Below are 18,974 nucleotides of genomic sequence, written 5' to 3' on the forward strand. Positions count from 1 at the left end.
CCTGACCTGGACTTTTTCGTCCAGGCTCTCGACATGGGGATAAGCCCCTTCAACATACCGGAGGAACAACCTGGAATGGCAGTTCGTATTCGTTTAACCCGACTTGGCAGGAAGAAAAAGGCATTCTATCGCATCATCGTTGCTGACAGCGAAAGCAAGCGTGACGGCAAGTTCCTCGACATCGTCGGTACCTATGACCCGCTGAAGGACCCGGCCGCGATCACCATCGATCAGGCGAAGTTGCAGGAATGGCTGGGCAAGGGCGCACAGCCCACGACCACCGTCAAGAGCCTGATCAGCAAGGCCGCAGTCAGCAAATAACGCTCATGGAAGACCTTCTCGCCCATATCGCCAGATCACTGGTCGACAATGCCGACGCGGTACAGGTGAAGCGCAGCGATGACAACGACACCGTCATCATCGAACTGACAGTCGCGCCCGACGACCTCGGCAAGGTGATCGGCAAACAGGGGCGGACGGCACGGGCGATGCGTTCGCTGCTGGCTGCACTGGCGGCCAAGGAAAACAAGCGGTCGAGGCTGGAAATCGTCGAGTGAGCCGAGTTTGACCAGATGATCCCGCACCTTTTGTATGCCGAGAAGGACTATGTCCTGATCGGTGAAATCATCAAGGTCCATGGACTCCACGGCGAATTGAAGATGTACTCCTACTCGGGTCAGCCTGAAAATATCAGACGCTACAAGCGCCTGGCGTTGTTGGGGCCTGCCGGGAATGGACCGGAGATCTTCACCCTCCTCGCAATTCGAGTCCAGGGAGGCGCGGCGATCATCCGGCTCGAGGGCATCGTTGATCGCCGCCGGGCCGAATCGTGCGTCGGGCGGGCCGTTCTCGTCCCGCGCGAGGATCTGCCGCCCCTGGACGACAACGAGTTCTACTGGCGGGAGATCGAGGGATGCACGGTGGTCTGCACGAACGGCCGGAATCTCGGAACCGTCACCGAACTCTTTTCCAACGGCGCCCAGGATATCATGGTCGTCAGCGATGGCGAAGAGGAACGCCTGATCCCCATGGTCGGCGATATCGTGGTCGCCATCCGTGAGGATACGATCGTCATCGACCCGCCACCCGGACTCCTCGAGATCAACCGGGCGAGTGGCGAGTGACCTCCGGGGCCGAACATGCTGTTTGACGTCCTGACCATCTTTCCCGATCTGTTCGTCTCGCCGCTCGAGGAAGGAATCCTCAGGAAGGCGAGGCAGGAAGGGAAGATCCGGATCGAGCTGACCGATATCCGGGATTTTGCCGAAGACCGGCACGCCACCACCGACGACCGTCCATTCGGCGGCGGCGAGGGAATGGTGATGAAACCCGACCCTCTGGCGGCGGCCGTGGAAAAGGTTCGCGCCGGCGGCAATACCGGCAAGGTCATCCTGTTGACGCCCCAGGGCCGGCAATATACGCAGGACATCGCCCGCGAGCTGACGGCAGAGAAAAGCCTGATCCTTGTCTGCGGCCGCTACGAAGGGGTGGACGAGCGCTTCCGGGCCGCGTTCTGCGATGATGAGATCTCCATCGGCGATTACATCCTCACCGGTGGCGAACTGGCGGCGATGGTGCTGATCGATTCGGTGACCCGGCTGCTGCCGGGGGTGCTGGGCTGTCCGGACAGCGCCGACAAGGACACCTTCAGCCGCAGGCTGCTGAAACACCCGCAGTACACCCGTCCCCGTGATTTCCGAGGGATCGAGGTTCCCGAGGTGCTGATGAACGGGAACCATGCGGCGATCGGAGCGTACCGGTTCATCGAGGCGGTCCGGAGGACCCTGGCCCGCCGACCGGACCTGCTGATCCAGGAAGAATTCACGCCTGAGGAACACCGGCTGTTGAAGAAACATGGCCTGCTCGAGGCGATATCGACCGTAAAGGCGGGCAGGCCTGATGGTTGCTGAGACGCCGGCGCCCGTCAGCATCGCCCTAGTGCACTTCCCGGTGCGCAACAAAAGGGGGGAGACGATCGGTTCTGCCGTGACAAATCTCGATGTCCATGATATAGCCAGGGCTGCACGCACATACGGGGTGCACCGGTACTATATCACCACCCCCTATGTCGACCAGCAGGGGTTTGTCGGAGACATCATCGGCCACTGGCGTGAGGGCTACGGGGCGACCTACAACCCGGCGCGCAAAGAGGCCCTGGAGATTGTCCGGGTGGTCGACGGTCTGCAGGAGGCCATCGGTGAACTGACCGCGGCTTACGGTCAGCGGCCGCTGCTCGTCGGCACCAGCGCCCAGCCGCAGGACAGGACCATCGCCTTTGCCGAACTGGGACGGATGATGACGGCGGGCCAACCGGTGCTGCTGATCTTCGGTACCGCCCATGGCCTGGCCCCGGAGATTATGGCGACGATGGATGCAGTTCTGCCGCCGCTGAAAGGCGGGACGGGATACAATCACCTTTCGGTCCGGTCGGCAGTGGCGATCATTCTCGACCGCCTGCTCGGCCGATGAACTGAAAGAAACAACGAAGAGGATCGCAGATCCATACATATATCTCAACCTAACAGAATACGATATGAGCACAATAATCGAACGAATCAATGAGGAACAGATGCGCCAGGATCTTCCGGTATTTCGCCCCGGAGATACCGTCGCCGTCCATATCCGCATCGTTGAAGGCAACAAGGAGCGGATTCAGATATTCCAGGGCGTCGTCTCGAAGCGCAGTCGTGGAACTATCGACGCAACGTTCACGGTCCGCAAGGTGTCGCACGGAGTCGGTGTCGAAAAGACCTTCGCCCTGCATAATCCGCGTCTCGAAAAAATCGAGCTCGTCACCCAGGGCCGGGTCCGGCGTTCACGCCTGTACTACCTGCGCAGCAGACGAGGCAAGGCCGCCCGTATCCGTGAGCGTGGTCTCACCAAGTAGCATTGCCGTGTGTTTGACAGCGACATCGCGACAGGGGTTCCTCCCCGTCGCCGATGTCACCGGTCTCCCTGCATGCTGAGCGGTCGCGACATCATCCCGGCCTGTGCAGGTGATGGCAGCATCGCCAGCGACACCTTCCACCACGAACGCCTGCTGCAAACCCAAGGCTACAACCGGGTTGCCGGGGCGGACGAGGCTGGGCGAGGCCCATTGGCCGGCCCGGTCGTAGCCGCTTGCGTGATCCTTCCCGCCCATTGCGACTACACCGTCTTTCGCGATTCCAAGACCCTTTCCCCCACCCGTCGCGCCGAACTCCGCCGGCAACTCGCCGCCATCGGCGCCCACATCGGCGTCGGTATCGTCTCCGCTCAGACCATCGATGCCATCAATATCCTCAGGGCCTCTCTGGAGGCGATGAAACTGGCGTATGAAGATCTGGCCAGGCGGCACCACCATGCCCCCGATTTCATCCTCGTCGACGGCAGGTTCACCATCCCCGCCGCCATTCCCCAGGAGGCCCTGATCAAGGGTGACTCCAGAAGCGCCTCGATTGCCGCCGCCTCGATCGTCGCCAAGGTGCAGCGGGATGCGATAATGGATGAGCTGCATCTCCACTTTCCGGATTACGGCTTTTCGCGCCACAAAGGCTACCCGACGCGCGAGCATCGCACGGCCATCGTCCGCCACGGACCATGTCCGGAACATCGGCGGACCTTCCGGGGGGTGCGGGAATTTGTCCGATAAGCGCATCGCCTTCGGCAAAAAAGGCGAGGATCTGGCCGCAGCCCATCTTACCCGCCTGGGATACCAGATCCTGGCCCGCAACTATCGGCAGCGGCGGGGCGAGATCGATATCATCGCCAGGGACGGCGACTGCACCGTCTTCATCGAGGTCAAGAGCCGTGTGGCCGGGGGCAGGTATTCCCCCGGCGAGGCGGTCACGGTGAGAAAAAGGATGCAGATCGCCCGGGTGGCCCAGATGTACCTTGCCGCCCACCGGCTGCTCGACAGGCCGGCCCGTTTCGATGTCATCGCCGTGCTGATCGATGGTGACGGCGGATATCGGATCGATCATATCCCGAATGCCTTCGATCTCCCCGATTCCTGCTTCTAACTCCCATTTCCCGCTTTTTTACCGGTGGATATCCGAAGCCTTTGACTAATCCACATTTACGGTTACAGTGATGCGTATGTCGATCGTTGGTATCACAATGGGCTGTCCGGCAGGGATCGGGCCGGAAATCATCCTCCGGCATGCCCTTCGGACTGATTCCTCAACCTCCCCCACTCCGGTCATCCTTGGAGATCTCGGGGTGTTGGCCAGGTGTGCGGCTGAACTGTCGCTGGACGTCGCCCTCAGCCCCTGGCTGCCTGGGACTCCGCTGCCGGTCGGGGCCCTGCCGGTCATCGAACTGTCACGCCTGCCGGCCCGGGACCTGCGCTGGGGAACCCCGACCATCGCTACCGCGACGGCGATGGCCGGCTACATCGAAGAGGGGGTGCGGCTGACGCGGGCGGGAATTCTGGACGCGATCGCTACCTGTCCGATCTCCAAGGCGGCGCTGCAGGCGGCAGGTTACTCCTACCCCGGCCACACCGAGATGCTCGCCGCGCTGACCGGGACTCCGGAAGTGGCGATGATGCTGGCCGGCACCAGATTGCGGGTCACCCTCGTCACCATTCACTGCCCCCTCGGCGAGGTCCCCGCCCGGTTGACCACCGCGGCGGTCCTGCGGCTCATCCGGATGACGCAGGGATCGCTGCGGCGGGACTTCGCCCTGCCGCAACCGCGGATCGCCGTCGCCGGCCTCAACCCCCATGCCGGCGAGAACGGCCTGTTCGGCGACGAGGAAGGCACCATCATCCAGCCCGCCGTCCAGCAGGCTCGACTCGACGGCATCCGGGTCGAGGGGCCGTTTCCACCCGATACCGTTTTCTTCAAGGCCGCCTCCGGCCTCTACGACGCCGTCGTCTGCATGTACCACGACCAGGGGTTGATCCCGTTCAAACTGCTCCATTTCAGCGACGGCGTCAACGTCACGCTCGGACTCCCCCTCGTCCGCACCTCCGTCGACCACGGCACGGCCTACGACATCGCCGGCAGGGGCGTCGCCGACGCCTCGAGCCTCACCGCCGCCGTCGACCTGGCCGCCGCAATCAGCGCCAACAGAACACGCTTTGACCAGAGACCATGAACCGGACCAACCACCCTCCTGCCAGAGGTCGGCTGATCGTCTTCGAAGGCATCGACGGAACCGGCAAATCGACCCAGATCCGGCTCGTCGCCGATGCCCTCAGGCAGCGCGGTTATCCGGTCGTCACTACCCGCGAACCGACCGATGGTCCATACGGTCTGAAGATCCGGGCCCTCTACGCCAATCGTGGAGAATGTTCGCAGGGGGAGGAACTCGAGCTCTTCATCGCCGATCGCCGCCACCATGTCGACGAGCTGTTGCAGCCGGCCCTGGAGACCGGCCGCATCATCCTCTGTGACCGGTATTATCTCTCCACCGCCGCCTACCAGGGAGCAAACGGGATGGACGTCGACACCATTCTCGCCCGCAACCGCTTCGCCCCGGTACCGGATCTCGCCATCCTGTTCGAGGCCCCGGTTGCCCTCGGCATCGAACGGATCACGGCGAGCCGGGGAGAGCACCTGAACGATTTCGAGAAGGCCGAAGGCCTGACCCGGGTGGCCGCGATCTTCGCCGCTCTCGATCTACCCTATATCCGGCGCATCAACGCCGCGCTGCCGATCGAAACGGTGCGGGATGAAATCCTGTCCTTGATCCTGCCGCTGCTTCCAACCCCCTCTTCCGCCGACTGACCAGATGAACCGCATCCACCCGACACTCTTTCTGGCGTGCATCCTGTTTCTCGGTTCCTGCGCCGCCCCATCGCCGCCGCAACCGCCGCCGTCGCCGGCTCCATCGACCTCGCCGGCGCCGGCAGCAGTCAAGCAGGCGGAGAAGGCGGATCTCGGCTGTTCCTATTTCTATTTCCTCTGGGGCAGCAACGCCGAATACTATCAACGGTTCGATGAAGCCCTCGAGGCCTATGACAAGGCCGTCATCTGCGACCCGGATGCCGATTATGTGCTGAAGAAGATCCCGCTGGTGTTGATCAAACAGGGAGAAAATACCAAAGCGGTGGAATGGCTGCAGCAGGCGATCAAGGAACGGCCGAAGGACAGCGACCTGTACCTCCTGCTGGCTCATCTCAAAATCCAGGACCACAACCAGGCCGAGGCCATCCGCCTCTACCACGAAGCACTGAGGCACGACCCAGGCAACATCGCCGTCCTCCTCCGCCTGGGAATCCTGTATACCGAGCAGAAAAAATTCCGGGAGGCGGAGATCATTTTCCGCAATCTGATTCACGCGGACGAACGTCTTTTCCTCGGCCATGTCTACCTCGCCCGGCTGCTGGTCCAGATCCGTGACTTCACCGGCGCCGGCCAGGAATTCGAGCGGGCCCTGGAACTCAACTGGTCACCCGAACTGGCCTATGAAATGGCTGAATTCTATACCAAGCATGAACGCTACGACAAGGCGATCAAACTCTACAACTCGATCATCGAGACCGATGATACCGATGAACGGGCCGTTCTCGGCCTGGTCCAGACCATGCTGCTGATGGGAAAAAACCAGGAGGCGATTGATGAGCTCACCCGACTCCGCGACCTCAGCGGCACCCCGGAACGCATCGATCTGATCATCGCCCGCATCCTCCTGCGGACCGACCGCATGGCCGAAGCCAAGCAGCTGCTGATCGAGGTCGCCGATGAACACGACTCATCCGAGGCCCGATATACCCTGGCCTTGATCGCCGTTCAGGATAACGACAACGATGCCGCCATCGGCTACCTTGAGAAAATTGGTCCGGAAGATACCGAATTCGAAGAGGCCGTCTACCTGCACGTCCGGATCCTGCGGGAGAGCGGGCGGCTCGACGAGGCGCTGTCCCTGCTCCGAAAGGCGGTGGCCGACAGCAACCTGCGGCGGCCGCTGTTTTACGCCCTCCTCGCCTCGCTCCATGAAGAAAAAGGCGAAATCGACAGCGCCCTCCAGAGCCTTCAGGACGGGATCGACCTTTTCCCCGATGATGAGCAGCTCCTCTTTGAATCGGCGATCCTGGTCGACAAGAAAGGGCAGCAGGACGAGGCGATCACGATCATGGAACGGGTGCTCGAACTGTACCCGGATCATCCTGAGGCCCTGAATTACATCGGCTATGTCTGGGCCGACAGAAACATCAATCTGGACCGGGCGCTCAAGTACATCGAGAAGGCGGTCGAACTGAAACCGGATAACGGCTATATCCTCGACAGTCTCGGCTGGGTGTACTACCGGCTGGGCCGCCTGAACGAAGCGAGGACTTGGCTGGAGAAGGCGGTGAAACTCGCCCCCGAAGACCCGAACATCTTTGATCATCTGGGTGATGTCTATACGTCGCTGCAGATGACAGACAAGGCCGGAGAAGCGTATCGCAAGGCTATCGAACTTTTCGAAGAAGAGGGAAAAAAAGCTGCTGTAAGGAAAAAGCTGCATGATCTCGACAGGAAAAACTGACAATCCAGCCGCCCGACTCTTCCTCTCCCTGGTGCTCCTCCTCTTCCTGGCCGGAGGCTGCGCCAAAAAACCCTGGCAGGAGGACCTCGGCCCGGACCGGGGCAAGGCGGTCGAACAGGTCTTCCGCCGCATGCAGCAGCGGGATGCCGCCTGTCTCCCCTGTCTCGACGGCAACGCCGTCATGTCGATGAAAAACCATCTCGAGACCAGGTCGCTGAGCGGCTACATCCAGACCATGCTGCCCGACTCGATCAAGTTCATCGCCTCCAACCCGCTCGGCCAGCCGCTGTTCGCCGTGACCACCGACGGACTTGACTTTACGACCCTGAATACCTCGAAGAGGACGGCGATGTCCGGCAGGCTCGCATCCTACGCCCTGCTTCATGATATCCCGCCGGCCTTTTTTTCCGGGTCATGGGGAGAGTGGCTGACCGGCCGGATCGACCAGGGGCGGCAGGAATCACTGTCCTTCCGCGCCGACGGCGAAGGACGAGGGACATGGGTCTCCTTCAGCACCACGCTCGGGGGCAATGAAACGACGACCCACCTGCTCGTCGACATCGATCAGTCCCTGCTGCTGACCCGGATTCTCGAAGACGGGAAGGGCCGGATCCTGGCCGAAATCACTTATGGCGAATGGGAGGAGGTCGGCGGCTGCCGGCAACCGGCACAGATCACGATGCGCCAGCTGGCCTTCGGGGGTGAGATCAGCCTCGGACTCACCGATCTGCAGGCGAATGAAACCTGTCGGGAGCGCGATTTCGTGCTCCCGATCCCGGCAGGTTTTACCCGGCGGTTGCTGCCGTAGGCCGTTGGATTAAAATTGCCGTAACGGTGGGGAGAGTCGTTACGGCCTCTCAGGCCGGTAACGAAATGGACGAACAGGAGCCTCTTTGCACAAAGAACAGATGCGGGATCTGTCATTTCGACCGGAGGAAGCTGTCATTTCGACCGGAGGAAGCTGTCATTTCGACCGGAGGGAGAAATCTCCTCGTCTTGAAAACCGAGATTTTTCGCTATCGCTCGACATGACAACATAATGTATCTCGTGCATTCGGGATGCGAGTGAGACGTACTGTGTGATTTTGTCGTTTTGCACAAGGCTCACAGGTAACGGTTATTTCGTAACGGGCCCTGATTTATTTGCCGCCGTGGTCCGCCGTCGTGGCGGCACCTTCCTCGTCGAGGGCGTTGACGATCAGGACAAAGAGGTTGTCCTCCTTGAAAAAGACCTGCCGGAGATCGTAGTCACGGCCGGCGGTCAGTTCGAGGACCACCTTGATCTTCTTCGGATCGCGGTCGACGGTGGTGACGATCTTCTGCACATAGGCCCCCCTGGCCTCGATGACCGGCTCGATGCCACCCTGCTGGGCCATGCCGATAAAATCGCAGACGACCTGGGGCTTGTCCGATTCCACCGCCGATACGGTCGGGGGGAAGAAGCCGTTGAGGCGAAAGAAGATCATCTCGCCCTTGCTCGAACTGTTCTCGTAGGTAATTTCCTGCAGGAGAGGGTCCGGCAGGGTGGACGGCTCCCCGGACTTTCCGGAGGAAGGGGCTTGCTGCGCCGGATTGGTGCGTGGCGGAGCAGGTGCTTTTGCCTGGGGCTGCGCTCGCGGTGCAGCCTGGACGGCAGCCTTTTCCGGAACCGCCGGGGCAGGCGCTGCCTGTTGCGGTGCCGGCGGCGCAACACCGGCAGTTGTATCAGCCGGCTTGCCATCTTTCCGGGCGGGCTGCGCCGGCGGTGGCGGTGCAGCGGATTTCACCGCCGCCTTCTCTACCGTGGTCTCTTTCGCAACTGCGGCGGCGACCGGAGGCGATTGCACCACCGGCTCAGCCATCTTCTCAGCCGGTTTTTCCGTATCGGCCTCGACCGCGGCCGCCGGTGTTTTCGGTGCCGGGACCGCAGATGCGGCAACTTCAGCGGCTGGCGGAGGCACCGCGAGTGAAATTTCCTTTTGCTCCTTGACCGGATGCAGCACTTTCTTGGCGCCGGTGATAACTATCTGTTTTGACTCGGTCGCATCGATTTTTGCAACCGCAACTTCAGCTGTTCTGGCCCCTTCCGTCGGCACCAGAACGATATTGAGGATGTTTTCTTCTTTGTTAAATTCCCGGCTATATGTATATTTCCGGCCCGGTTCGAGATCAAGCACCACCCGCACCTTTTTGTCAGGCGATTGGTGCGCGCCGACACGGATGCCCTTGACCAGCGTCCCTTCTGCCTTGAGCACCGGCTTTACCAGGCCGGCGTATCCGGCCCCGGGAAAATCACAGATCAGCCGGGGATTATCGCCCTTGAGGGCAAAGACTTTGGGCGCGTGAGTTCCGACAAGCTTGATCCGGATTCTCTCCTGCTGATCATCGTCCCGGTGGAAGGTAACCGAGGAAACCGACGTCGGTGCCTGGGCTGATGCCTCCGGAAACACGAGAAAAAGTGAAACCAGGCCAACAATACACACCACGAAATACAGTGCCAGTTTCATCGTCCATACCCTGTGTAGTGAAGCATAACTTGCTCTTTTTGTACGATTATTTGCTCGACATCTGACTGCTTACCTCACTTTTGGCAAAAATGTCAACCACTTTTAACAATTCAGCGGCGCCGCTGCCGGACCGCTCACGCAGCCCGTGGTCGCCATCATGCGGGCTGCATCCATGACAGAGACCATCCCATGACCGACACCACCTGTTTTCCCACCATCACCAGGCCCGGCCGCTACCTCGGCCAGGAGTACAATACCGTCCGCAAGCCGGCGGAGACGGTCGATCTGAGCTGCGCCCTCGTCTTTCCCGATCTCTACGAGGTGGGCATGTCGCACCAGGGCCTGCAGATCCTCTACCATATCCTCAACCGCGAGGACAACATCGTCGCCGAGCGCTGCTATTGTCCCGATCTCGACTGCGAACAGATGCTCCGGCAGCAGGGCCAACCGCTCACCACCCTCGAATCGGCCCGCCCGCTCGCCGGCTTCGACCTGATCGGCATCACCCTGCCCTACGAACTGTGCGCCACCAACATCCTCACCATCCTCGACCTGGCCGGCATCCCCTTCCTGGCAACCGAGAGAGAGGCAACCTCCCCGCTCATCCTCGGCGGCGGTTCCGGCGCGCTGAACCCGGAGCCGGTGGCCGATTTCTTCGATGCCGTCCTGCTCGGCGACGGCGAGGAGGCGATCGTCGAGATCGCCCGGGTGCTGATCCGGGGCAAACGGCAACAGTCGGGCAAGGGAGAGATGCTGCGGCAGCTGGCCGCCATCGCCGGGGTCTATGTCCCCGCCTTCCACGTCCCGGAATACGACGGCCGCGGCCGCCTCACGGCGATCAGGGAACTCGCCCCGGCACCGGCGGCGATCACCCGCCGGGTGGTGCCCGACCTCGACGCCGTCGATCACCTGCTGCAGCCGATCGTCCCCAACGCCAAGATCATCCACGACCGGCTCAGCATCGAGATCGCCCGCGGCTGCAGCCGCGGCTGCCGCTTCTGCCAGGCCGGCATGACCTACCGCCCGGTACGCGAGCGCACCCCGGAGGCGATCATGCAACTGGCCGAGGCCGGCATCGGCAACTCCGGCTTCGAGGAACTGGCCCTGCTGTCGCTGTCGACCGGCGACTATTCCTGCATCGAACAGATCCTGCCGCAGCTGATGGACCGTTTCGCCGACGACTGCGTGTCGGTGTCGATGCCGTCGATGCGGGTCGGCACCCTCAGCCCGGCGATCATGGACCAGATCAAGCGGGTCCGCAAGACCGGGTTCACCCTGGCCCCCGAGGCCGGCAGCGACCGGCTGCGGCGGGTGATCAACAAGGGCATCACCGAGGAGGACCTCCTCGCCACCTGCCATAACGCCTTCGCGCTGGGGTGGAAGGTGATGAAGTTCTACTTCATGATCGGCCTGCCGACGGAGACCGCCGACGATATCCAGGCGATCATCGACCTGGTGCGCAAGGTCAAGAAAGAGGGCGACCGCGACGGTCGCGGGCGGCGGCAGATCAACGTCAGCATCGGCACCTTCGTCCCCAAGCCGCACACCCCCTTCCAGTGGGAGGAGCAGATGAGCATCGACGAAAGCCGCAACACCATCAACCACTTGCGGGAGTGGCTGCCCAGGGGCTGCACCCTGAAGTGGAACGATCCACGGATGAGCTACCTCGAAGGGGTCTTCTCCCGCGGCGACCGGCGGCTGGCCGCCCTGATCCGGCAGGCCTGGGAGAACGGCGCCCGGCTCGACGGCTGGTCGGACCACTTCGATCTCGCGATCTGGCAGCAGGCGGCGGAGCGGCTGGGGCTGGACCTCGACGATTACCTGCGCCAGCGCGGCGAAGACGAGATCCTGCCCTGGCAGCACCTGCACAGCGGCGTCGACGACCGTTTTCTGCGGGCCGAACGGCGGCGGGCCTTCGAGGAATGCTACACCCCCGACTGCCGCTACCACGACTGCCAGGGCTGCGGCCTCTGCGATTTCGACACCATCCGGCCGGTGGTCATCGACCGCGAGCGGTTCACGAGGGTCCGACAGGAGCCACCCCCTGGCGCCACACCGTCCCGCAGCCGCCGCGACCTGCCGGCCCACGAGGAGGGCCATTTTCGTTACCAGGTGAGCTACGCCCGCCGCGGCCGGATCTGCTTTCTCGGCCACCTCGAGATCCTGCGCCTGATCTTCCGCACCCTGCGCCGGGCCGGGATCGCCACCAATTTCACCAAGGGCTTCAACCCGACGCCGAAGGTCTCCTTCGGCCCGGCCCTGCCGGTCGGCACCGAGAGCGTCGCCGAATTCTTCATCATGGACCTGCCGGCGGCGCTCGTCGACCCGCCGGCAACGATCGACCGCCTCAACGACAAGCTGCCGCCCGGGCTCACCGTCACCGCCATCACGCTGCACCGCGCCGCCATTCCCGCCGATATCGAATCGACCTACACCATCACCCTGCCCCGGCCGCTGACGGCGGAAGAGGGACAGCGGCTGACCGCCTTCGCCGCCTGCAGCGAGTATCAGGTCGCCAAGCAACGCAAGGGCAAGGAGCAGACGGTCGACATCCGCCCCCTGATCACCTCCCTGCGCCAGGCCGGTCCGGACAGTGTCGACCTGACCCTCCTCAGCCTCAGCGGCCGGCCCGGGATCAAACCGGCCGAGGCGCTGCAGGCGATCCTGGGACTCGACGAGGCGGAAGCCCTGCGCCTGGCGGTCTGCAAAACGAGGTGGCGGGTGGCGGAAAACCGATAATCGCTGTTGCCCGGATCCGTTCGGCTGTGGTAGATAGTGGACACGTCAGTCATGTGCCGCACCCGTCAACGTATCCTACTGGAAGGAGGTTTCATGCAGAAGAAGATCTTGCTCCGCGATGATGAAATGCCCACGCAATGGTATAACGTCGTTCCCGATATCCCGGGCGGCCTGAAACCGCCGCTCGACCCCGAAACCAGCCAGCCGATGGGGCCGGAGAAACTTGCCGCCATCTTCCCGATGGGGCTGCTCGAGCAGGAGATGTCCGACAAGCGCTTCATCGACATCCCCGAAGAGGTCCGGGAGATCTACACGATCTGGCGGCCGGCGCCGCTGGTGCGCGCCGCCAACCTGGAAAAGGCGCTGGGCACCAAGGCCAGGATCTACTTCAAGAACGAGAGCGTGTCGCCGGTCGGGTCGCATAAGACCAACAGCGCCGTGCCCCAGGCCTACTTCAACATGAAGGAAGGGGTCAAACGGCTGACCACCGAGACCGGCGCCGGCCAGTGGGGCTGCGCCCTGTCGTTTGCCACCTCCAAGTTCAATATCGAGTGCAAGGTCTACATGGTCCGGGTCTCCTATGACCAGAAACCCTACCGCAAGTCGATGATGCACACCTACGGCGCCGAAATCGTCCCCAGCCCGAGCCCCACAACCCAGGTCGGCCGCCGGATCCTCGCCGAATACCCCGACACCCCCGGCTCGCTCGGCATCGCCATCTCCGAGGCCATTGAGGATGCCTTCGCCCGCGACGACACCAAGTACGCCCTGGGTTCGGTCCTCAACCACACCATCCTCCACCAGTCGATCATCGGCCTCGAAGCGAAGAAGCAGATGGAGCTTGCCGGCGACTACCCCGACGTCATCATCGGCTGCTGCGGCGGCGGCTCCAACTTCGCCGGCATTGCCACCCCATACGTCCCCGACTACCTCGAGGGCAAAAAGATCCGTTTCATCGGCGTCGAACCGGCCTCCTGCCCGTCGCTGACGATGGGCAAGCTCGCCTACGACTTCGGCGACGTCGCCAAGACCACCCCGCTGCTCTACATGTACACCCTCGGCCACGACTTCATCCCGCCCGGGATCCACGCCGGCGGCCTGCGCTACCACGGCATGTCGCCGATCGTCTCGGCGCTGGTGCGCGAGAATATCATCGAACCGATGAGCGTCCACCAGTTGGAGTGCTTCGAGGCCGGTGTCCTCTTCGCCAAGACCGAGGGCATCATCCCGGCGCCGGAGACCTGCCACGCCGTCCGGGCCGCGATCATCGAGGCGACCCGCGACCTCAACGAGCCGAAGACCATCCTGTTCAACTTCTCCGGCCACGGCCTGATCGACATGGCCTCGTACGACAAGTTCTATTCCGGGCAACTGCAGAATTTCGATTATCCGGAAGAGGCCCTCGCCAGATCGTTGGCCAATCTGCCGAAGATCTGATAAAATCCGCCCTCCTGCCCGTCCGATCCGGCGGGAGGGCATTCCCCACTGTCCCATGTCCCTGATCAGCCGCTTCCTGCCCCTGTCCTTCGTCCTTTTCGCCTGCCTGCTGGCTGCTTCCCCGACCTCGAGTGCGGCGGCAAACAGGGCCAAAGCCCTGGTCACCCGTGGCGGCTACGCCGTCACCAGAGAAGGCCGCCTCCTGGAATCGCGCGCCATCGACACCGCCTTCGTCCCGGCATCGACGATCAAACTGGTCACCTGCCTCGCCGCCCTGGAAATCCTCGGCCGCGACTATCGCTTCACTACCGCCTTCTTCGTCAAGGACGATACCCTCTCCATCCGGGGCTCCGGTGATCCATCGCTGACCAGCGCCACCGTGGCCGCCATCGCCGCCGACCTGGCCCGCCTGGGGTTGAAGGAGGTCGGCGATATCGCCCTCGACGCCGACTCCTTCGCCCTGAGCGGCAAGGCCGACGGCGCCGACGGTTCGGCCAACCCCTACGACACCGCCAACGGCGCCCTGGCGGTCAACTACAACGCCGTGGCGGTCACGGTGACCGACGACGGCCGGATCGTCTCCGGCGAAGATGAGACACCACTGCTGCCGATCATGAAGGAGATCGGCAGACACCTGCCACCGGACACGCACCGGGTCAACCCCGGCGCCTTCATTGCCGGCGGCCGGATATCCCCCACCCTGCGCTACACCGGCGAGCTGTTCAAGGCCATGCTGGAGCGGCAGGGGATCAAGGTCACCGGCCGGATCACCGCCGCCGCGGCGCCGCCCGGTGTGGCGCCGTTCCATACCCATACCTCGGCGCAGACCGTCGAGGATATCGTCCGTTCCTGCCTCCACTACTCCAACAACTTCATCGCCAACCAGCTCTTCCTCGCCTGCGGCGCCCGCAGTCTCGGCCAGCCGGCCACCTGGGACAAGGGCCGGCAGGCGCTGCGGGCCTTCATCGCCACGGCCTGGCCGCAGCACCGGCACGACATCACGATGATCGAGGGCTCCGGCCTGTCGCGCCGCGACCGGATCACCCCGGCGGCGATGCTGGCGGTGCTGCACAGCTTCAAGCCGTACAGCCACCTCCTGAAGCCCAAAGACGGCGTGCCGCTCAAGACCGGGTCGCTGGCCGGGGTCCACTGCTATGCCGGCTACCTGCCGCGCGGCCGGGAACTCGACCCCTTCGTCATCCTCCTCAACCAGCGGGACAACACCCGCGATCCGCTCCTCGCCCGGCTGCAGCGGCTGCATTCGGTCCCTCGCCGAGGTCATCGGACATGGCTCACTCTCCGGAGACAGCCGGCCCCCCTGCCAGGGTGTCGAGCGGACTGGCCACCGGATTGCGCATATCCTTGACGACATGGGTGTAGATCATCGTCGTCTCGACCCTCGCATGGCCAAGGTATTCCTGTATCTGGCGGATATCGACGCCTCGGAGCAACAGATGGGTGGCGAACGAATGGCGGAGGGTGTGAACCGAGGCATGCTTGTGGATGCCCGCCCGGCGAACGGCGGCCTTCAGTGCCCGCTGCAGAGCGGAATCTGAAACATGGTGCCGGCGGACGATCCCGGATCGCGGGTCGACCGACAACGTTGCCGCCGGGAAAAGGTACTGCCAGGCTTTCTCCGTCGCCGCACCGGGATACTTCACTGCCAGGGCATCCGGAAGCAGGACGGCTCCATGGCCGGCGGCGAGATCTCCGTCATGCCTCGCCAGTACCCTGGCAATATGCGCCCGCAGGTCATCGACCAGGGTGGCGCCCAGCAGCGTCGTGCGATCCTTGCCGCCTTTGCCGTCTCGTACGTGGATCAGATGCTGATCGAAGTCGATATCCTTGATACGCAGACGACATCCTTCGTTAACCCGCAACCCGCCGCCATAAATGATCTTCAGTATCAAACCGGCCGTTCCCTGGACCTGGGCAAGGATGTTCCTTACTTCATCGACGGAAAACACCACCGGCAATGTCGTTCTTTTTCTGGCCCGTACCGTGTTTTTCAGATCGCCGAGATCAACATTGCCAACCAGCCTAAAAAAGGTCAGTAGACTATTGAAGGCCTGATTCTGTGTTGAGGCCGAAACTTGACGCTGGATGGCAAGATAGGCAAGAAAATCTCGCACCCGATCAGCCGAGAGAATGGTCTGATCGGCACCTTCTCGTTGGCCACAGTAACGACAATATGCATCGACCCATCCCAGGTAGGTGGTCTCGGTCCGGTATGCATTAATTTCTCAACCGCAACGCCTCACGGAAAAGACGTCTGGCCGATTCCCAATCACCGGGCATCCGAACGGCAGGCAACGAGGGTTTCCCAAGTCCCTCCGGGGTCGCCTGCGGCTCCGGGAAATTGACAAAATAGAGGCGAACTGCCTGATCGGCCTGACGAACCTGCCAGTCCTGATACAAGCCGGTACCTGTAAGGTGACGGATAAATAACGGCAGTCGATCCTGCCAATTGAGATTCTGCCTGAGGTCAACACCGAAATCGAAGAATTTGCGTACCCAGACGACCATGTACTTTTCTTTTTCATTTGAAACCAGTTTGCTTTTCAGCAGGAATTCCGCAAATTCAGTACTGCTGAACATCTCGTTATTACAAGAAATCGAATCAGCCATATGGTTATCCTCCCACTTCGTGCCTGCGCATCATAACACGGGGTGTTTCGACTTATCAGGCACTACCTGGTACTCCTTTTGCGCTGTATCATCCCGGCGAAAATACTCCGACGAACAGAAACTCCGGGTTATGCGGCTGCCGCATAACCCGGTTATTTTCGTTAAAAGACGTAATGGAAATCCTAACAGGATTTCCTTGCCTCTCGATAGAGTATGGGATACTATAGCTGAAATTCATGACATTTCTGCGACATACACAGTATAAATAGAAGGTCGTAGGTGAAAATCAGTGGAAATTGGAAACTGACGTTTCGACGATAAATTGTTCTTTGCCTCCTAAAAAGAGGCGGCCTACTATTAAACACGTTCGACAGGAGGAAAAAATATGAAATTAATAGCATGGCAGGTATGTACAAGTTGCGGAGCAATCGGAAACTACCCACCCGAGAGCGGGAAAATGTTAAATCCTGAAGACAATGTTGTAATCGGGATGAAAGTTTCTGCCATTTACAAAGAACTTACGGTGATGCTTGAAATCAAAGAAGAGATTGATAGCCAAGTTTTTTCTGCAATTGTTTTATGCTTTGAGCCAGTATCGTCAGAACAACCAACTGATCCTGCTCCGGGCGAGGAGGTCATGATTAAAAGGGAAAATATTTGCTGGCTATTTGCCTAAATGAATGAGGAAAATATGAAATCTATATCACTTATTATATTTCTTTTTATCGCAGCATCCATAACAGGATGTGCAACGCAGGTGCAGGTTACATACCACTCTGACCCACCAGGAGCATCACTATATCAAGGAAGCCAATTAATGGGTTACTGTCCAACTAACTTGTCATATAACATCACACCTCAAGATAGGCAGCGAGGCTATTTGTTGTTACAAGGTACAGAAGTTAAATGGGTAAGTGGTGCCACCGCTAAAATCGAACAATTAAGAGCAAATTTATCCACCGGCTCCTACCAACAATTCACATTCATGAGACCAACTGGGATTGAAGGTTTGGAGACAGATGCAAAATTTGGGTTAGAAGTGCAAAAACTCAGGGTAATGGAGCAACAGGTACAAGCACAGCAAAGCGCAAATTATTGGCAAATGTATAATGCAATTTCCAATCAACAAAAAAGCTCTTCCACAGTAAACCTTAAGACAAACTGTAGTTCGCAAGTTATCGGTAGCACTGTGTATACAAATTGTTATTAAATAAGGTAATAATTTGTCGAACAAATCATTTCAGCGGACCCCGCAAACAGCGCGGGTCCGCTGAATTCTACGTTCGCCGTATAAATTATGAGACAAATTCAATTTAATCAGCACACAGCATTAAGGGCTAAATCGCTTGGTGCATTGGGTGAACTCTTAGCCCTCAAGGCTTTGGTTGATAATGGGTTTAACAACATCAGAAACCTAAATGATAATAAACGTAATTTTCCTTATGCTGACCTGTATGCAGAAAGGGGAGACGAAAAATATGTCATAAGCGTAAAGGCAAGAAACAGATATGAAAGAAATGGTCGCCTGAACAGCCGATACAATTTAGGCAGCAACAGCGAAATTAAGGCCCAAAAAGCAGAATTACAGTTCAATGCAAAGGCAGCATGGCTTGCAATTTCAATTTTTGATGACATCTATTCCATTTATTTTGGAACTCTCGAATCTCTGAGAACGAAGACCGGTATTCCAATTGGTGATACCTATTTTCAAAGATATGAATGCCTAGTTAAGGAAAAGCAACACGGATTGGATTTCAGACCTTACAAAAACATATATGAAGAAGGCGGCGAACAAGCGGGTCAACCAGACGGCGGGGAGCAGCGTTGCGCTAGTCTCGTCTAGTTCAGTGGCCGCCGCTGGTTACCCTTGGCGTTGTGCTTGAATGAAATGCAGCGAAACCAATAAATGGAGAAAACATGAAGCTTACAAGGGTTCAAATTTTTAACTACAAATGTATTCATGCCACTGGGGATTTTACAGTTGAGGATATCACCTGTTTGGTTGGCAAGAACGAGTCTGGCAAAACTGCGATCTTACAAGCTCTTTCTAAGCTAAATCCAGTTTTGCAGAGTAACGGTATATTTGATGAGCTTGAGTTCCCTCGTATGACCTATCATGACTACTCAGACAATGACCGGCCAAAGGAGGTTCTAAAAACGGAATGGGAGTTAGAAGATTTTGAGGGAGATCAAATCTTTGATATTGTAGGTAAAAATGGACTAATT

The 18,974-nt window shown here is 59.9% G+C and carries 22 protein-coding genes; 19 read left to right on the forward strand and 3 right to left on the reverse strand.

The window, feature by feature from the left end; translation table 11 throughout:
- Positions 1-75 precede the first annotated feature (75 nt).
- The 12 genes from rpsP to ACWGKN_RS14095 all read left to right on the forward strand — a co-directional run bounded on the left by rpsP (position 76) and on the right by ACWGKN_RS14095 (position 8,266).
- Positions 76-321 (forward strand): 30S ribosomal protein S16, encoded by a 246-nt coding sequence (gene rpsP / locus ACWGKN_RS14040; protein ID WP_035229683.1) that lies wholly within the window; start codon positions 76-78, stop codon positions 319-321.
- Positions 322-326: 5 nt separating this feature from the next.
- Positions 327-557: a KH domain-containing protein gene (locus tag ACWGKN_RS14045; protein ID WP_035229680.1), complete on the forward strand. Its 231-nt coding sequence runs from the start codon at positions 327-329 to the stop codon at positions 555-557.
- A 15-nt stretch (positions 558-572) separates the two neighbouring features.
- Positions 573-1,124, forward strand: coding sequence for a ribosome maturation factor RimM (rimM, locus tag ACWGKN_RS14050; RefSeq protein ID WP_452095482.1), 552 nt, complete (start codon positions 573-575; stop codon positions 1,122-1,124).
- Between the two features lie 15 nt (positions 1,125-1,139).
- On the forward strand, positions 1,140-1,910 hold the full coding sequence (gene trmD / locus ACWGKN_RS14055) for a tRNA (guanosine(37)-N1)-methyltransferase TrmD (protein ID WP_424252738.1): 771 nt from the start codon (positions 1,140-1,142) through the stop codon (positions 1,908-1,910).
- Positions 1,900-2,469: an RNA methyltransferase gene (locus tag ACWGKN_RS14060; RefSeq protein ID WP_424252737.1), complete on the forward strand. Its 570-nt coding sequence runs from the start codon at positions 1,900-1,902 to the stop codon at positions 2,467-2,469. The genes trmD and ACWGKN_RS14060 overlap by 11 nt, the downstream gene beginning before the upstream one ends.
- A 64-nt stretch (positions 2,470-2,533) precedes the next feature.
- Positions 2,534-2,887 (forward strand): 50S ribosomal protein L19, encoded by a 354-nt coding sequence (rplS, locus tag ACWGKN_RS14065; RefSeq protein WP_035229675.1) that lies wholly within the window; start codon positions 2,534-2,536, stop codon positions 2,885-2,887.
- 72 nt (positions 2,888-2,959) lie between these two features.
- Positions 2,960-3,631: a ribonuclease HII gene (locus tag ACWGKN_RS14070; RefSeq protein WP_052159953.1), complete on the forward strand. Its 672-nt coding sequence runs from the start codon at positions 2,960-2,962 to the stop codon at positions 3,629-3,631.
- Positions 3,621-4,001: a YraN family protein gene (locus ACWGKN_RS14075; protein ID WP_035229673.1), complete on the forward strand. Its 381-nt coding sequence runs from the start codon at positions 3,621-3,623 to the stop codon at positions 3,999-4,001. Before ACWGKN_RS14070 ends, ACWGKN_RS14075 begins: the two co-directional genes overlap by 11 nt.
- A gap of 70 nt (positions 4,002-4,071) precedes the next feature.
- On the forward strand, positions 4,072-5,082 hold the full coding sequence (gene pdxA, locus ACWGKN_RS14080) for a 4-hydroxythreonine-4-phosphate dehydrogenase PdxA (RefSeq protein ID WP_452095483.1): 1,011 nt from the start codon (positions 4,072-4,074) through the stop codon (positions 5,080-5,082).
- Positions 5,079-5,714 (forward strand): dTMP kinase, encoded by a 636-nt coding sequence (tmk, locus tag ACWGKN_RS14085; RefSeq protein ID WP_035229669.1) that lies wholly within the window; start codon positions 5,079-5,081, stop codon positions 5,712-5,714. The genes pdxA and tmk overlap by 4 nt, the downstream gene beginning before the upstream one ends.
- Positions 5,715-5,718: 4 nt before the next feature.
- Entirely contained in the window at positions 5,719-7,458 is a 1,740-nt protein-coding gene (locus ACWGKN_RS14090) for a tetratricopeptide repeat protein (RefSeq protein WP_452095484.1), read from the forward strand.
- Positions 7,436-8,266 carry a hypothetical protein gene (locus ACWGKN_RS14095; RefSeq protein ID WP_424252733.1) on the forward strand — a complete coding sequence of 277 codons (831 nt, stop codon included), beginning with the start codon at positions 7,436-7,438 and terminating at the stop codon, positions 8,264-8,266. The genes ACWGKN_RS14090 and ACWGKN_RS14095 overlap by 23 nt, the downstream gene beginning before the upstream one ends.
- 331 nt (positions 8,267-8,597) lie before the next feature.
- On the opposite strand, the gene ACWGKN_RS14100 is transcribed toward ACWGKN_RS14095, so the two are convergent.
- Complete coding sequence (locus tag ACWGKN_RS14100; RefSeq protein ID WP_452095485.1) at positions 8,598-9,944, reverse strand: AMIN domain-containing protein; 1,347 nt, start codon at positions 9,942-9,944, stop codon at positions 8,598-8,600.
- Between the two features lie 189 nt (positions 9,945-10,133).
- On the opposite strand from ACWGKN_RS14100, the gene ACWGKN_RS14105 reads away from it, so the two are divergent.
- The 3 genes from ACWGKN_RS14105 (at position 10,134) to ACWGKN_RS14115 (ending at position 15,486) form a co-directional block, all read left to right on the forward strand.
- Complete coding sequence (locus ACWGKN_RS14105) at positions 10,134-12,683, forward strand: TIGR03960 family B12-binding radical SAM protein (protein ID WP_452095486.1); 2,550 nt, start codon at positions 10,134-10,136, stop codon at positions 12,681-12,683.
- Positions 12,684-12,776: 93 nt separating this feature from the next.
- Positions 12,777-14,120: a TrpB-like pyridoxal phosphate-dependent enzyme gene (locus ACWGKN_RS14110; RefSeq protein ID WP_424252731.1), complete on the forward strand. Its 1,344-nt coding sequence runs from the start codon at positions 12,777-12,779 to the stop codon at positions 14,118-14,120.
- 55 nt (positions 14,121-14,175) lie between these two features.
- Positions 14,176-15,486, forward strand: a complete 1,311-nt coding sequence (locus ACWGKN_RS14115; RefSeq protein ID WP_452095487.1) for a D-alanyl-D-alanine carboxypeptidase/D-alanyl-D-alanine-endopeptidase — start codon at positions 14,176-14,178, stop codon at positions 15,484-15,486.
- Here ACWGKN_RS14115 and ACWGKN_RS14120 read toward each other — a convergent pair.
- The gene (locus ACWGKN_RS14120) at positions 15,413-16,360 is read right to left on the reverse strand and encodes an integron integrase (protein WP_452095495.1); all 948 of its coding nucleotides are present in this window, start codon (positions 16,358-16,360) and stop codon (positions 15,413-15,415) included. The genes ACWGKN_RS14115 and ACWGKN_RS14120 overlap by 74 nt on opposite strands.
- Entirely contained in the window at positions 16,356-16,748 is a 393-nt protein-coding gene (locus tag ACWGKN_RS14125) for a hypothetical protein (protein WP_452095488.1), read from the reverse strand. The genes ACWGKN_RS14120 and ACWGKN_RS14125 overlap by 5 nt, the downstream gene beginning before the upstream one ends.
- Before the next feature lie 385 nt (positions 16,749-17,133).
- On the opposite strand from ACWGKN_RS14125, the gene ACWGKN_RS14130 reads away from it, so the two are divergent.
- The 4 genes from ACWGKN_RS14130 to ACWGKN_RS14145 all read left to right on the forward strand — a co-directional run.
- A complete protein-coding gene (locus ACWGKN_RS14130; RefSeq protein WP_452095489.1) occupies positions 17,134-17,424 on the forward strand; it encodes a hypothetical protein in 291 nt (96 codons plus the stop codon).
- A 15-nt stretch (positions 17,425-17,439) separates the two neighbouring features.
- Positions 17,440-17,958, forward strand: a complete 519-nt coding sequence (locus tag ACWGKN_RS14135; protein ID WP_452095490.1) for a hypothetical protein — start codon at positions 17,440-17,442, stop codon at positions 17,956-17,958.
- An 87-nt stretch (positions 17,959-18,045) separates the two neighbouring features.
- Positions 18,046-18,591 carry a hypothetical protein gene (locus ACWGKN_RS14140; RefSeq protein ID WP_452095491.1) on the forward strand — a complete coding sequence of 182 codons (546 nt, stop codon included), beginning with the start codon at positions 18,046-18,048 and terminating at the stop codon, positions 18,589-18,591.
- A 74-nt stretch (positions 18,592-18,665) separates the two neighbouring features.
- A partial coding sequence (locus ACWGKN_RS14145) for an AAA family ATPase (RefSeq protein ID WP_452095492.1) occupies positions 18,666-18,974 on the forward strand: 309 nt, incomplete at its 3' end.

It is taken from the genome of Desulfoprunum sp., from assembly GCF_053613775.1.